Source organism: Actinosynnema sp. NPDC023794 (assembly GCF_040639675.1).
GTDB lineage: Bacteria > Actinomycetota > Actinomycetes > Mycobacteriales > Pseudonocardiaceae > Actinosynnema > Actinosynnema luteola.
In genome coordinates this window covers 16,549-29,522 of the sequence record NZ_JBFAFR010000023.1, presented here as the reverse complement: position 1 = coordinate 29,522, position 12,974 = coordinate 16,549, and the positions used below count along the sequence as shown (strand labels likewise).

General features: G+C 70.7%; 17 protein-coding genes. 10 read left to right on the top strand and 7 right to left on the bottom strand.

Features of this window, described 5'->3' with window-relative positions; translation table 11 throughout:
- Positions 1-105 precede the first annotated feature (105 nt).
- The 5 genes from AB0H12_RS32855 to rpmB form a co-directional block, all read right to left on the bottom strand.
- Positions 106-1,269: a GTP-binding protein gene (locus AB0H12_RS32855; RefSeq protein ID WP_499628284.1), complete on the bottom strand. Its 1,164-nt coding sequence runs from the start codon at positions 1,267-1,269 to the stop codon at positions 106-108.
- 62 nt (positions 1,270-1,331) lie between these two features.
- Positions 1,332-1,565, bottom strand: a complete 234-nt coding sequence (gene rpsR / locus AB0H12_RS32850) for a 30S ribosomal protein S18 (protein WP_499628283.1) — start codon at positions 1,563-1,565, stop codon at positions 1,332-1,334.
- A 5-nt stretch (positions 1,566-1,570) separates the two neighbouring features.
- Positions 1,571-1,867 (bottom strand): 30S ribosomal protein S14, encoded by a 297-nt coding sequence (gene rpsN, locus AB0H12_RS32845; RefSeq protein ID WP_499628282.1) that lies wholly within the window; start codon positions 1,865-1,867, stop codon positions 1,571-1,573.
- Positions 1,867-2,034, bottom strand: a complete 168-nt coding sequence (gene rpmG / locus AB0H12_RS32840) for a 50S ribosomal protein L33 (protein WP_053715063.1) — start codon at positions 2,032-2,034, stop codon at positions 1,867-1,869. The genes rpsN and rpmG overlap by 1 nt, the downstream gene beginning before the upstream one ends.
- Positions 2,034-2,273, bottom strand: a complete 240-nt coding sequence (gene rpmB / locus AB0H12_RS32835; protein ID WP_499628280.1) for a 50S ribosomal protein L28 — start codon at positions 2,271-2,273, stop codon at positions 2,034-2,036. Before rpmB ends, rpmG begins: the two co-directional genes overlap by 1 nt.
- A gap of 48 nt (positions 2,274-2,321) precedes the next feature.
- Here rpmB and mrf point away from each other — a divergent pair, with 48 nt between their 5' ends.
- From mrf to rpmF, 3 genes are read left to right on the top strand one after another with little or no spacing between them, the layout of a single operon-like run.
- A complete protein-coding gene (mrf, locus tag AB0H12_RS32830) occupies positions 2,322-3,413 on the top strand; it encodes a ribosome hibernation factor-recruiting GTPase MRF (RefSeq protein WP_499628279.1) in 1,092 nt (363 codons plus the stop codon).
- Complete coding sequence (locus AB0H12_RS32825) at positions 3,410-3,661, top strand: type B 50S ribosomal protein L31 (protein ID WP_499628278.1); 252 nt, start codon at positions 3,410-3,412, stop codon at positions 3,659-3,661. Before mrf ends, AB0H12_RS32825 begins: the two co-directional genes overlap by 4 nt.
- 1 nt (position 3,662) lies before the next feature.
- Entirely contained in the window at positions 3,663-3,824 is a 162-nt protein-coding gene (gene rpmF / locus AB0H12_RS32820) for a 50S ribosomal protein L32 (RefSeq protein WP_499628277.1), read from the top strand.
- Positions 3,825-4,155: 331 nt separating this feature from the next.
- Here the strand turns inward: rpmF and AB0H12_RS32815 are convergent, their stop codons facing one another.
- Entirely contained in the window at positions 4,156-4,584 is a 429-nt protein-coding gene (locus AB0H12_RS32815) for a Fur family transcriptional regulator (protein WP_499628276.1), read from the bottom strand.
- 18 nt (positions 4,585-4,602) lie between these two features.
- Positions 4,603-5,640, bottom strand: coding sequence for a methyltransferase (locus AB0H12_RS32810; protein ID WP_499628275.1), 1,038 nt, complete (start codon positions 5,638-5,640; stop codon positions 4,603-4,605).
- A gap of 587 nt (positions 5,641-6,227) precedes the next feature.
- Between AB0H12_RS32810 and AB0H12_RS32805 the strand changes: the two genes are divergently transcribed.
- The 7 genes from AB0H12_RS32805 to AB0H12_RS32775 all read left to right on the top strand — a co-directional run bounded on the left by AB0H12_RS32805 (position 6,228) and on the right by AB0H12_RS32775 (position 12,957).
- Positions 6,228-7,220 carry an ABC transporter substrate-binding protein gene (locus AB0H12_RS32805; RefSeq protein WP_499628274.1) on the top strand — a complete coding sequence of 331 codons (993 nt, stop codon included), beginning with the start codon at positions 6,228-6,230 and terminating at the stop codon, positions 7,218-7,220.
- 92 nt (positions 7,221-7,312) lie between these two features.
- Positions 7,313-8,398, top strand: a complete 1,086-nt coding sequence (locus AB0H12_RS32800) for a FecCD family ABC transporter permease (RefSeq protein ID WP_499628273.1) — start codon at positions 7,313-7,315, stop codon at positions 8,396-8,398.
- Positions 8,399-8,446: 48 nt separating this feature from the next.
- Entirely contained in the window at positions 8,447-9,223 is a 777-nt protein-coding gene (locus AB0H12_RS32795) for an ABC transporter ATP-binding protein (RefSeq protein WP_499628272.1), read from the top strand.
- Between the two features lie 522 nt (positions 9,224-9,745).
- A complete protein-coding gene (locus AB0H12_RS32790; protein ID WP_499628271.1) occupies positions 9,746-10,462 on the top strand; it encodes a methyltransferase in 717 nt (238 codons plus the stop codon).
- The gene (locus AB0H12_RS32785) at positions 10,462-11,268 is read left to right on the top strand and encodes a Rossmann-like domain-containing protein (protein ID WP_499628270.1); all 807 of its coding nucleotides are present in this window, start codon (positions 10,462-10,464) and stop codon (positions 11,266-11,268) included. The genes AB0H12_RS32790 and AB0H12_RS32785 overlap by 1 nt, the downstream gene beginning before the upstream one ends.
- Before the next feature lie 16 nt (positions 11,269-11,284).
- Positions 11,285-12,403: a pyridoxal-phosphate dependent enzyme gene (locus AB0H12_RS32780; RefSeq protein ID WP_499628269.1), complete on the top strand. Its 1,119-nt coding sequence runs from the start codon at positions 11,285-11,287 to the stop codon at positions 12,401-12,403.
- Positions 12,404-12,483: 80 nt separating this feature from the next.
- Positions 12,484-12,957 (top strand): Fur family transcriptional regulator, encoded by a 474-nt coding sequence (locus AB0H12_RS32775; RefSeq protein WP_499628268.1) that lies wholly within the window; start codon positions 12,484-12,486, stop codon positions 12,955-12,957.
- Positions 12,958-12,974 lie beyond the last annotated feature (17 nt).

The following is a 12,974-nucleotide window of genomic DNA, read 5'->3' as shown; positions in this document are numbered from 1 at the left end:
AAGCCGATCACTCTGGGGGCGTGGACTGCGCGAGCGTAACCGCATCTGATAACCGTTATCAACAGTGACGTCGGTCATGATCGCGTGGCCCGGCGCGCCCCGTCGTCACGGCCGCCGCAGCGGCGGGCGCTGAGCCGGGAACGGGTGCTCGTGCAGATGGGCTTCCAGGTCGTCCCACGGGGGCAGGGGGTCGTCGAACCGCCGCCACGCGGCCGGACCGGCCGCGAGTTCGGCGTCGGTGAGCAGGGCGGGGTCGAGCCTGTGGCGGGGTTCGTCGCGGTCGAGGTCGATGCCGATGAACACCAGTTCCTGGCGCGCGGTGTGGCCGTCGAGCAGTTCGCCGGGCTCGATGGTCAGGTTCGGACCGGCCTGGGACCAGACGGCGAGGGTGTGCGGTCGGCTGGCGATGTGGCAGAAGCCCTTGCTGCGCACCACCCCGTGCCAGTCCTCCAGCGCGGCGGCCAGGCGGGCGGGGTGGAACGGTCGGTCGGCCCGGTAGGTGACCGAGCGGATGCCGTACTCCTCGGTCTCGGGCGTGTGCGAACCGGTCAGCTCCTCGGCCCACCCTGGTGACGTGGCCGCGGTGACCGGGTCGTAGCGGCCGGTGTCGAGCACCTCGGCCGGCTCGACCACGCCGCGGTGCGACCGGATCAGCCGGGCGTTCGGGTTGAGCTTGCGCAGCAGCCCTTCCGCGGTGGCGAGCCGTTCGGGCGTGGCGAGGTCGGTCTTGTTGAGCACCAGGACGTCGGCGAACTCGACCTGGTCGACCAGGAGGTCGGAGATGCCGCGTTCGTCGTCCTCGGCGGCGGCGAGGTCGCGTTCGTCGAGGCGGTCGCCGCGTTCGAGTTCGGTCAGGAAGGTCGAGGCGTCGACCAGGGTGACCATCGTGTCGAGTCGCGCGTGGTCGGACAGGCTCGTGCCGTCCTCGAACGTCCACTCGAACGTCGCGGCGACCGGCATCGGCTCGGAGATGCCGGTGGACTCGATGAGGATCGTGTCGAAGCGGCCTTCGCGGGCCAGCGCGCCCACGCTCTCCAGGAGGTCTTCGCGCAGGGTGCAGCAGATGCAGCCGTTGGTCAGCTCCACCAGCCGCTCGCCGCCGCGCCCGGAGACAAGGGCGGCGTCGATGTTGACCTCGCTCATGTCGTTGACCACCACCGCCACCCGCCGCCCGTCGCGATTGGCCAGGACGTGGTTGAGCAGGGTGGTCTTGCCCGCGCCGAGGAAGCCGGACAGGACGGTGACGGGGACGCGTGGATCGGCGGTCATGTGGTTCTTCCCGGGAGGAGGGCGGGGGTGCTCCACCGGCTGGGCGGAGCACCCCCGGTCGGTCAACGCCCCTGGCTGGGATAGGGGAGCAGCGCCATCTCGCGTGCGTTCTTGATGGCGGTGGCCACCTGGCGCTGTTGTTGCGGAGTCAGGCCGGTGACGCGACGGGAGCGGATCTTGCCGCGGTCGGAGATGAACTTGCGCAGCAGCGCCGCGTCCTTCCAGTCCACCTCGGTGATGCCCTCCTTGCGCAGCAGGTTCACCCGGCGCTTCGGGGCGCGTTCGATCTTGGGCACCCGGCTCACCAGCTCGACTTGTGGACGCCGGGCAGTTCGCCGCGGTGCGCCATCTCGCGCAGGCGGATGCGGGACAGGCCGAACGCGCGGTTGAACGCCCTGGGGCGACCGTCCACGGCGTCGCGGTTGCGCAACCTGGTGGGGCTGGCGTCGCGGGGCAGCTTCTGCAACGCCCGCAGGGCGTCGTCACGGCGATCCGGGTCGAGCCTGATGATCTCCTTCAGCTCGTGGCGCCGCTCGGCGTGCCGGGCGACGACCTCCCGCCGCTGCCGGTCCTTGGCGATCTTGGACTTCTTGGCCATCAGCGCTCCTCCTTGAAGTCGACGTGGCGGCGCACGACGGGGTCGAACTTGCGCAGCACGAGGCGGTCGGGGTCGTTCCGGCGGTTCTTGCGGGTGACGTAGGTGTAGCCCGTGCCCGCGGTGGACCTCATCTTGATGATCGGCCGGACGTCGGTGGACTTGGCCATCAGACCTTCACCCCCTGGCGGCGCAGGTCGGCCACCACGGACTCGATGCCGCGGCGGTCGACGGTCTTGATGCCCTTGGTCGACAGGGTCAGCAGGACGTACCGGTTCTCCGACGGCAGCCAGAACCGCCGCCGCTGGGTGTTGGGCAGCCAACGCCGGGACGTCCGTCGCTGCGAGTGCGAGACCTGCTTGCCGAAACCGGGCTTGCGCCCGGTGACCTGGCAGTGCCGTGCCGACACGTTACCTCCAGTTTTAAAACGACAATCGTTTCCGTTAGGCTAGCGCACATGGGTACCGAGGTCGTACTGGTGGCCGGTCTCGTGGAGCACGACGTGGCCGAGGAGCTGTGGCGCGCGTTGCCGGGTTCGGTGCTGGTGCGCCACGACCTGCGCGACCTCGCCGAGGGCGTGGTGCGCCGCTGGGTCGACGGCGAGCTGACCGTGCTGGAGCTCGCGCACGGCTGCGTGTCGTGCACGCTGCGGCTGGACCTGCTGCCGTTGCTGGAGCGCCTGGGCGGTCGGGTGGTCGTGCACCTGGACCCGGCGCTGGAGCCGGAGGCCGTCTGCTTCGCCCTGCGCGAGGTGGACGTGCGGGTCGAGGCCGTGATCACAGTGGTGGACCACGAGGCCTGGCTCGCCGACGCCACCGGTGAGGACGCGATGGACGACCGCGGCTTGGGCGCCGGTGACGGTGACGAGCGCACCGTGGCGCAGGTGGTCGTGGGACAGGCGGAGTTCGCCGACGCGATCGTGCTGACCGGCGTCGGCGACCACGCCCTGGACGCCGTGCTCGACCGGCTCAACCCGCTCGCGCCGCGCCGCCGCCGGGACGTCCTCGACGTGCCGGAACTGCTCACCGCGATCCCCGAGGGCGCGCGCCGGGGCCGTTTCGACGACGGCTTCGGCGTGCTGTTGCACGGCCGGCCGCCGCTGGAACCCGCACCCGGTGCGGCCGTCGTCCACTTCACCGAACGCCGTCCGTTCCACCCCATGCGGCTGCACCAGGCCATCGACGTCCTGCTGGACGGCGTGGTGCGCACCCGCGGCCGGGTGTGGGTGGCGAGTCAGCCGGATGTCGCGCTGTGGCTGGAGTCCGCCGGCGGCGGTCTGAACGTCGGCAACCTCGGTCCCTGGCTCGCGGCCGTCGACGACTGGTCCGGGGTGCCCGCCGAGCGCCAGGTGATCGCTTCGGCGGCATGGGACCCCTACTTCGGCGACCGGTCGCAGGAACTGGTGGTCATCACCGGGTCCGCGTCGCCGGACGAGATCACGGCGGCACTGCGCGAGGCGCTGGTGACCGACGAGGAGCTGGCGCTGATCGACGAGCTGGAGTTCGTCGACCCCTTCGCCGAGTGGCACGACGAGATGGAGGAGTTGTGAAGCAGGGCATCCACCCCGACTACCACCCGGTGGTCTTCCAGGACCAGGCGACCGGGAAGGCGTTCCTGACCCGGTCCACGGCCACGTCCAGCCGCACCATCGACTGGGAGGACGGCAACACCTACCCGCTCATCACCGTGGACATCACGGCCGACTCGCACCCGTTCTGGACCGGCGCCCAGCGCGTCATGGACACCGCCGGCCGCGTGGAGAAGTTCAACCGCCGCTACGGCAAGAGGAACCGCTGACATGGCCGTCCCCAAGCGCAAGACGTCGCGCAGCAACACCCGTCACCGCCGTTCGCAGTGGAAGGCCGAGGTGCCGCAGCTGGTGCCCGTCACCACCCTGGACGGCCGCAAGCTGACCGTGCCCCGACGGCTTGTCGCCGCCTACCGCCGCGGACTGCTCTGACGCCGCGGACGGACGCACGGCAGAGGAGGTCCCGGGAAGGGGCCTCCTCTGCCGTCCTCTGCCGAACGTCAGTGGAGTCTGCCAACCGGGTGGTCGACGCCGCCCGCACCACCGCTGCGGGTTCGACGGCGAACACCTCGCCGCCCTCGGGCAGGCTCGCGACCAGCGCCCGGGTGAACAGGCCGGCGCCGGAGCCGATCTCCACCGCTCACCCCCCTGCCGGCCGGCAGGGGGGTGAGCGCCGCGCGCATCGCGTCGCGTTGTGCGGTAGGGAGGATCAGGTCGCAGGACTGGGCGTTGACGGCGTAACCGCCCGCGCCCCTGGTGTCGGTCACTTGGATGACCCAGTGGTTCGGCAGCGTGGGCACACCCCGGTCAACGCCGCGGACAGGTAGATGTCCGAGAAACCGTGGGCGACCGCGGTCTCCACGGCCCACTGCGCGACGACGGTGGCCTCCACGGGGACTCCGAGGCTGCAGCTCGTGCACATGAGCGTGTGGGTGCGCCCGTCGTCCGACCGCAGGTAGTAGAGGTGCTGGCCGGTGTCGTCGCGCATCGCGCCCGCGGTGCCGGTCTCCACCAGCGAGGCGAGGTGCCGGTAGATCGTCGTCAAGCCGATCCGCGCGCCCGTGTCCCGCGCGCGGTGGTGGATCACGTACGCGGTAGCAGGCCCCGGCAGTTCCTCGAGCACGCGCAGCACCACTTCGCGGTGCGTCCTCGTCCGCGACGGGGTGGTGCCCCCGACGGCATCTCGAAGCACCGTCCACTCCTGTCGAGCTCAGACCGGAACGGCTTCGACGAGGGAGAATCCCGACGGTGGCAGCGGGATGACGTCCGCGACGGCGAACCCGCTGCCACCCAGCAGCGCGTCGAACTCGGCCTGGGTCCGTTCGAGGCCCCCGAGGTTGACGAGCATGTTGAGGTCGCTGAGGTAGACCACGGGCGAGGCGTCGTCCCGCACCACGTCCGGCAGGACCGGTTCGACCACGAGCAGTCGACCGTGCTCGGGCAGGACCTCCCGGCAGTTGCGCAGGATCGTCGTGGCGCGCTGGTCGTCCCAGTCGTGCAGAACGCTCTTGAGCACCAGCACTTCCGCTTCGCCCGGCACCGAGTCGAAGAAGTCGCCCGTCCGGATCGCGCAACGCGAGGCCACCCCCGCGGCGTCGAGCACGTCCCCGGCTTGCGCGAGGCCTCCGGCGGTGTCGAACAGCACTCCGTGCAGCCCTTCGTGCCGGCTCAGGATCGCGGCGAGCAGCGTGCCGTCACCCCCGCCGACGTCCACGACCGCCTCGAACCGGCCGAAGTCGTAGGCGCCGGGCAGCACCGAGGCGACCACTTGGGTGCCCTGGCTCATGGCAGTGTTGAACGACGCGGCCAGTTCGGGCTCGGTGTCGAGGTGGTCGAAGAACTCCGCGCCGAACGCGTGCTCGAACGTGGTCCGGCCGGTGCGCACGGCCTCGTCCAGCCGGTGCCAGGCCGTCACCATCACCGGGTCGGTGAACACGCGGGCGAACGTGCTCAACGACCCTTGCCCGGTGGAACGCAGCATCGCCCCGGTCGGCGTGAGGGCGAAGCGATCCGCTCCCTGGTCCGCCGCCAACCCCAGCGCTGAGGCGGCGCGCAGCAGGCGGCGCACCGTGTCGGCCGGGGCCTGGCACGCGGTGGCCACCTCCTCGGCCGAGCGCTCGGTTCCGTCCAGGGCGTCGGCCACTCCGAGCTTGACGAACGTGCCGACGACCTGGGCCGACATCGAACCGAAGACGAGTTCCACCAAGGCGCGGCGCGCGGCGGTGGTCGTGTCGTGTGACGTGGACATCGGTGCCCCCAGGGTGCCAGGTCGACAATGATTATCAAAACCGACAATATCCGGTTTCCGGGATCGCGCACACCGCGCTCGGCGGATCCTCGATCCACCGGGTGGATGAGTGGGGCGAGGCGGGGCGGTCCGCATCGGCGTGCGGTCCCTTTAGGACTCCTGTCACCGGCCGGTGACTCCGAAGTGCGCGCATGCTCTGCACCGCAGGGGTTTTGGTTCGCTGTCATCAAGCCCTCCCGGATCTCGGACGGCAGTCCCCGGTGGCGGGAGACCTTCGGCAATCCGAACCGCCGTGCCGTCGGCTCGGGTTTCGCACACCCGGTCCGAGGTCGCGTGCGCCGCCGCTTCGCGCCGCTGCCGATCGTGGATCGCGTGGTCTGCGCCCAACTGGGCGATCGGTCGATTCGTGCCCGATCCGAATTCACGGGCCGCATGTCGACGCCGGTCACAGTGTGGGGTCGACGCCGTTCGGACTGTGGCGTTGTCGAGCGCGCCTGTGCTAAAACGATAATCGTTGTCGTGGTCGTTGGTGCTGACGGACGACCGCCGGAACGTCGTCACGCTCCTTCGGAAAGGATCACTCGCTGATGCGATACCCCATGCGGCGCACCGGGTTGGTGCTGGCGTCCGTAGTAGCCCTGACGGCCTCCGCGTGCAGTGGTGCCGATCGGGGGACGCAGACCGCCGCCGAGGGTTACCCGATGACGGTGCGGAACTGCGGTCGGGACGTGACCATCGAGAAGCGGCCGGAGAAGTTGTACGTCCTCGGCGGTGAAGCGGGAACTCTGGTGCACGCCGCGGGCGCCACCGACCGGATCGGCACCTTCTCCCCCCTCGCGGGCGAGCCCTTGGGCGACGCCGGGGAAGCGCTCAAGCAACGGCCGCAGGCGCCCATCAAGAGCTCGAAGGACATCTCGCGCGAAGCGATCATCGCCGCGAGCCCCGACCTGGTCGTCACGTACGGCCTCAACGACTTCGGCCCCGAGGACCTGGCCGAGGCGGGCATCCCGACCCTGGTGATCAGCGGCTACTGCGGCGGGTTCGGCGCGGGTCAGTCGGATGTCACGGACCCGCTGGGCGAGATGTTCTCCGACGTCGAGACCCTGGGCGAGGTGCTGGGCACCGGCGAGCAGGCCACGCGCGCCGCCGCCGGGCTGCGCGACCGGGTCGAAGCCGTCCGCGAGAAGGCCCGGCAGACCCCGCCGGCGAACGGCGAGACCGCCGCGGTGTTCGTCGCCACCGCGGACAGCCCGCTGGGCGCCTACGGCCGTCGCAGCATGATCCACCAGCAGTTGGAGGGCGTGGGCCTGTCGAACGTCTTCCAAGAGAGCGACGAGCGCTACTTCGAGCCGAACACCGAGAGCCTCGTGTCGGCCGCTCCCAAGCGCCTGATCGCCCTGTACGAACCCGGTGACATCGACGAGAAGTCGGTGCGCGACGCGCTGACCGCTCGCCCCGAGCTGGCGACGATCCCGGCGATCGCCGAGGGCCGGGTCCTGGTGCTGGACTTCTACTACTCGGGTCACGGCACACTGGCCGTGGACGGCATGGAGCGGCTGGCCGAGCAGCTCGGCGGTTGACACGCCCGTCCCCATCCGGGCGCACCCCGCCGTACCTCGGCCCGGTTCTCCGACCGGGCAGTCGGACCACGAGACCACCGAAAGGCGGCACGATGGCAACGGTCACCGGGACCGTCCGGGACGGGGACGGCACCACCCCGGACGACTTGGACCGCGGGTCCAGGTCCAAGCGGACGGTCCTGTGGGTGACCGGCCTGTCCTTCGTCCTGTTGACGAGCGTGCCCGTCGCGATCGGGCTCGGACCGGTGTCGATCCCACCTGGCACCGTGGCGGGAATCCTCGGGCACCACCTCTTCGGCGTCCCGGACGTGACCTGGACCCCGGCCGAGGACAACGTCGTGTGGCTGGTCCGCGCTCCCCGCGTGCTGCTCGCCGTCGTGGTGGGCGCGGCGTTGGCGATCTCCGGTGTGGCCCTCCAAGCGCTGGTGCGCAACGTGTTGGCCGAGCCGTACCTGCTCGGGATCAGCGCGGGCGCGTCCACGGGGGCGGCCCTGACGCTGCTGTTCGGCGTGGGCGCCGCCCTCGGCGCCGGCTCGTTGGCCGGCAGCGCGTTCATCGGCGCGGTCGCGGCCACCGCGGTGGTCTTCGCGTTGGCGCGGGGCAGCGGCCGGATCACCGCGGTGCGGCTGCTGCTGGCCGGGGTCGCGGTCGGGTACGTCCTCAACGCCGCCACCAGCTTCCTGATCTTCGCCTCCGACACCCCCGAAGGCGCGCGAGCCGTGCTGTTCTGGCTGCTCGGCTCGCTGACCAGGGCGCAGTGGTCCGGTGTGCTGATCGCCGGCGCGTTGACGCTGCTCGCCTTCGTGGTGCTGGTGATGTGGTCACGGCGGCTCGACGCGCTGAACTTCGGCGACGACACCGCCCACGCGCTCGGCAGCCCGCCCGCCAGGGTGCGCGCACAGGCGCTCGTGGTGGTGGCGGTCTGCGTCGCCGCCGCGGTGGCGGTGTCCGGCGGGATCGGGTTCGTCGGCCTGATCGTGCCGCACGTCGCGCGGTTGTGCGTCGGTGGCGTGCACCGCCGACTGCTGCCGGTCGCCGCCCTGATCGGCGCGTCGTTCCTGGTGTGGGCGGACGTCGTCGCCAGGCTGGCGTTCGCCCCGCGCGAGTTGCCGCTGGGCATCGTCACAGCGGTCGTCGGGGCGCCGTTCCTGGCGATCCTGGTGCGCCGCCTGCCCTAGACCGGACGGTACCGGACCCCGTGCCGGGAACACCCTGGAAGGTGCCACGTGATCAGCGCATCCGACGTGACGTTCGCCTACGACGACACCCCGGTGCTGGCGGGGGTCACGCTGAAGGCGGGTTCCGGCGACGTCGTCGGGCTCATCGGGCCCAACGGGAGCGGGAAGACGACCCTGCTGCGCGTCCTGTACTCGGCGCTGGCACCGCGGGGTGGCGTCGTCCTGGTCGACGACGAACCGGTCACGGCGCTGCGCGGGCGGGAACGGGCCCGGCGGATCGCCGTGGTCGCCCAGGAAACCCCGTCCGACATGCCGGTCACCGTGGCCGACATGGTGCTGCTGGGCCGTGCGCCGCACCGGTCGGCCCTGCAGTCCTACACGGTCGAGGACCACCGGGTCGCCGCCGCGGCGTTGCGCCGGGTCGGGATGCGCGAGCTGGCCGACCGTTCGTTCGCCGCCCTGTCCGGTGGCGAGCGGCAGCGCACGCTCATCGCGCGGGCCATCGCCCAGCAGGCCGGTCACCTGCTGTTGGACGAGCCCACCAACCACCTGGACATCCGGTACCAGCACGAGGTCATGGGGCTGGTGCGCACGATCGGTATCACCACGGTAGTCGTCCTGCACGACCTGAACCTGGCCGCGCGCTACTGCGATCAGGTGGTCCTGCTGAACGGCGGTGACGTCGTCTCGGCGGGCCCGCCGGTCGAGGTCCTGGCGCCGGAGGTCCTCGAACCGGTCTACGGGGTGGGCGTACGGGTGCTCCAGGAGGAGAACTGCGTCCAACTGGTGTTCAGCCCTGGACTGCGGACCTCGGCTGAGCGATAGGCGACGTGTCCGGCGACACGGCACGCGCGGCGCGGTTCGTCTGACGGGAGACGTCGACGCGCAACGCACGCGCTGCGATACCAGAAGCCGTTGGCGCCGGTCCAGGGTCGGGAGAAGGACCGGCTTCGGAACACCGATGCCGTGCCGGGTTCTTGTTGTGCCGCAGGCCCGGCTCCTGGGCTTTCCGCTCCACGAGCCTTGCATTGGTAATGATTATCGTTCAAGGTAAGGGTGGCCGGTCTAGCCGTGGAGGGCAGATGTCACGTCCTGGTCCGACGACCACGTCGCTCGTCGCCGCAGTGGCAGCACCTGCTCGTCGGAAACCGTTGCGCCGCAACGACCGCTCACGCTCGCAAGGCGATTCTGCGATCAACCGTCGTCCGTGACGGGCAGCTCGACGCGACCGCTCCGCACTGACGCGCTCTTGCGAGCGGATCGCGTCGGCCGGACCGCCCGTACAGCGCGACGTGCCGACCGGCACGTCGCGAACGGCCGTGCGCCGTCACCACAGGAGGAACGAGGATGGACGTCGTCGTCGAGGAACTGCCACCGATCCTTCCCGCCGAGCACATCATCGCCATCAACAAGCCCAAGCGCGACTTGCACACCGAACGCGACTACAGCTGGAACGGCATGGACTTCCGCCTGCCGCCGGGGGTGTTCCACCCCGGTGAGACCAGCCGCATGCTGCACAAGTGGCTGCTGGACGGCGAGATCGAGACCAAGGACCGGGTTTACGCCGCGATGGGCGCCGGCGCCGGTGTCGAAGCCGTCGCGGCGGGATTGAGAGGGGCGCGGGAGATCTACGCCCTCGACATCCACCCCGAGAGCGTCACCGTGACCGAGCAGCACTACACCGCTCACGTCGGACGGCGTCCGGGGACCGACTTCCGCCCACTGGTGTCGGACCTGTTCGACGCCGTGCCGGACGGCACCCGGTTCGACGTCGTCACGTTCAACCCGCCCGCGGTCAGCCAGACCGTGAGCGACGACCCCGACGTGATCCGCAACGTCTGCGTCGGCGCGTCGCTGGTCACCCGCTTCTTCGACCAGCTGGTCGACCGCGACCTGCTCGCGGAGGACGGCGAGGTGCTCATCATCGTGTCCAACACCGCGGACCTGCGCACGGTGGTCGGCCACGCCGTGGAGCGCGGCCTGGTCGCGCGCGTCCGCTACCGGCACGACTGGGACGACGGCGTGATCACCTTCCTGTTCGGCCTGACCCGGAAGGCGGCGTGATGGGACCGACCACGGTCGACGAACTGCTCGCGGCGGTGCGGGAGGGCGGTTACGGCCCGGACCCGACCACCACGGTGGCCACGAGCGTCTTCTGGGCGCATCACGGAACCCGTTTGGCGGGAGGTGACACCACCTATCGCAACCAGTACGTGTTGGTGCGGGTCGGCACCGCGATCGGCGGGTGTTCCTTCGCCGAAGGAGAGGTGGATCCGGCGATCTGCGCGGAATCGTCCGGGGCCACGCTGGCGGACCTGCTGGCCGACGCGCCGACCGCGGTGCGAGTCGCCGCACTGGACGCCTACCTCGCCCACGCGAGTCCACACCGGACCAGCGAGGCCGAGCAGGTGGTGCTGCCCGCGGGCACACCGGAGGAACGGGCCAGGGCACGCGACGCCGCCGTGGCCGGTCTGCTCGATCCGCGGCCCGGCTCCAAGGTCGCGTTGATCGGCGTGGTCAACCCGCTGGTCGCCGCGATCCGCGAACGTGGCGCCGAGTGCCTGCCGTGCGACCTGGTGCTGCGGACCACGCAGTGGGGGGACCCGGTCGCCACCGACATGCACGAGGTGCTCGACGTCGCCGACGCGGTGGTCGCCACCGGCATGACCATCGGCAACGGCACCTTCGACGAGATCCTGACGACCTGTCGGGAACGGGACGTCCCACTGGTGGTGTACGCCCAGAGCGCCAGTGCGGTGGCGCGGCACTTCCTCGGCGCGGGCGTGACCGCGCTGTCCGCGGAGCCGTTCCCCTTCTCCCAGTTCAGCGCCGAGGAAACGGTCCTGTACCGCTACCGCGCCCACTCCTGACCGGACCGAGGACGAAGTGGACCACCACATCAGCGACGCACTCGGTCGCCCGGCACTCGTGCGCCTGGACGACCGCACCGCTTGCCTGCGCTTCGAGACCATGAAAGTGGCCTCGGCGCTGGCGGCGGTACGCCACCTGTTAGACGACGGCACGATCGGCCCCGGCGACACCCTCGTCGACAGCTCCAGCGGCATCTACGCGCACGCCCTGGCGCTGGCGTGCCACCGGTACGGCCTGAAGTGCCACATCGTGGCCTCCACCACGGTGGACAAGACCTTGCGCGTCCAACTGGAGATCCTGGGTGCGACGGTGGAACCGATGCCCCCGACGGTCAACCTCAAGCTGGACCAGAACCGCAGGGTCTCGCGGGTGCGCGAGATCCTGCGGGACAACCCGGGGCACTACTGGATGCAGCAGTACCACGACGACATCCACTACCTCGGCTACCAGCCGATCGCCGAGATGCTGCGCCGCGAGCTGGGCGGCGAGCCGATCACGTTGGTCGGAGCGGTCGGCACCGGGTCCTCGACCGGCGCGCTCGCGCGCTACCTGCGCGAGAGCCGGCCCGACACCCGCCTCATCGGCATCCAGCCCTTCGACAGCATCACGTTCGGCAGCGAGCACGTGCGCGACCCGGAGATCATCATCGCGGGCATCGGCAGCTCGATCCCGTTCGCCAACGTGGTGCACGACCTCTACGACGTCGTGCACTGGGTGGGCTTCGACGCGGCTCTGGCGGGCAGCGTGGCACTGCTCCGGGAGCACGCCGTCTTCGCCGGCTTGTCGACGGGTGCGGCGTACCTCGCGGCGCGTTGGGAAGACCGATCGACCTCTGACGGGCACATCGTGTTCATCGCACCCGACACCGGCCACCGCTATGTCGACAGCGCCTTCTCGAGGCACCGCCAAGCGCCTGCCGCGGACGAACTGCGCCCGCGCGAGATCGACGCCCTCGACGACATGGCGCTGCCCTGGTCGCGGATGGACTGGAACCGGGCTCCCGCGCCTCCTGCCGCGGTCGCCGCCGCCCTGTCGCCGTCCCGCGGCCGCTCCGCGCCGCGGCCCCGGAGCGGCGTGGTGGCCGAGGAGGTCCGTTCCTCTGCGTACCTCTCCCGCTTCTCGTCCTCGACCTGACCGGGGGCGGCGGACCGGCCGGCGCACCGGCTCGCACGTGCACGCAGTCGATCGAGTCGATCGAGTGTGAGGAGCGGAGAGTGGGCGGGGATGCCGATGACAGCGTCGGTGGAGTGCGGCGGACGTCGCAACGTCGAGCGGTGCTGCGCGTGCTGCAGGACTCGCCGGGTCCCACGACGGCGCAGGAGATCCACGAGCGCGCGCGGACGGCGGGCGAGCGGATCGGCCTGGCCACCGTCTACCGGCACTTGGCCGCGCTGACACGAGCAGGAGTCACCTGCACGACGCAGAACCGAAGCGGGACCCACCTGTACCACCTGAGGTACGACGACCAAGACGACCACCACCTCACCTGTGCGAAGTGCGGTCGCACCATTCGGGTGAACGCCTCGGCCGTGGTGCGGTGGGCCGTTCGAACCGCAGGTGTCCACGGCTTCTCGGACATCCGGTTGTCCCTCGACCTGACCGGTCTGTGCCTCCGGTGCCGGAGCGATCAGGTCGACCGACCGGAGCGGCTCGGCCGTTCGAGTCGTGACCCGCCCGATCGCACTTGAGGTGCGGTCGTGGGACG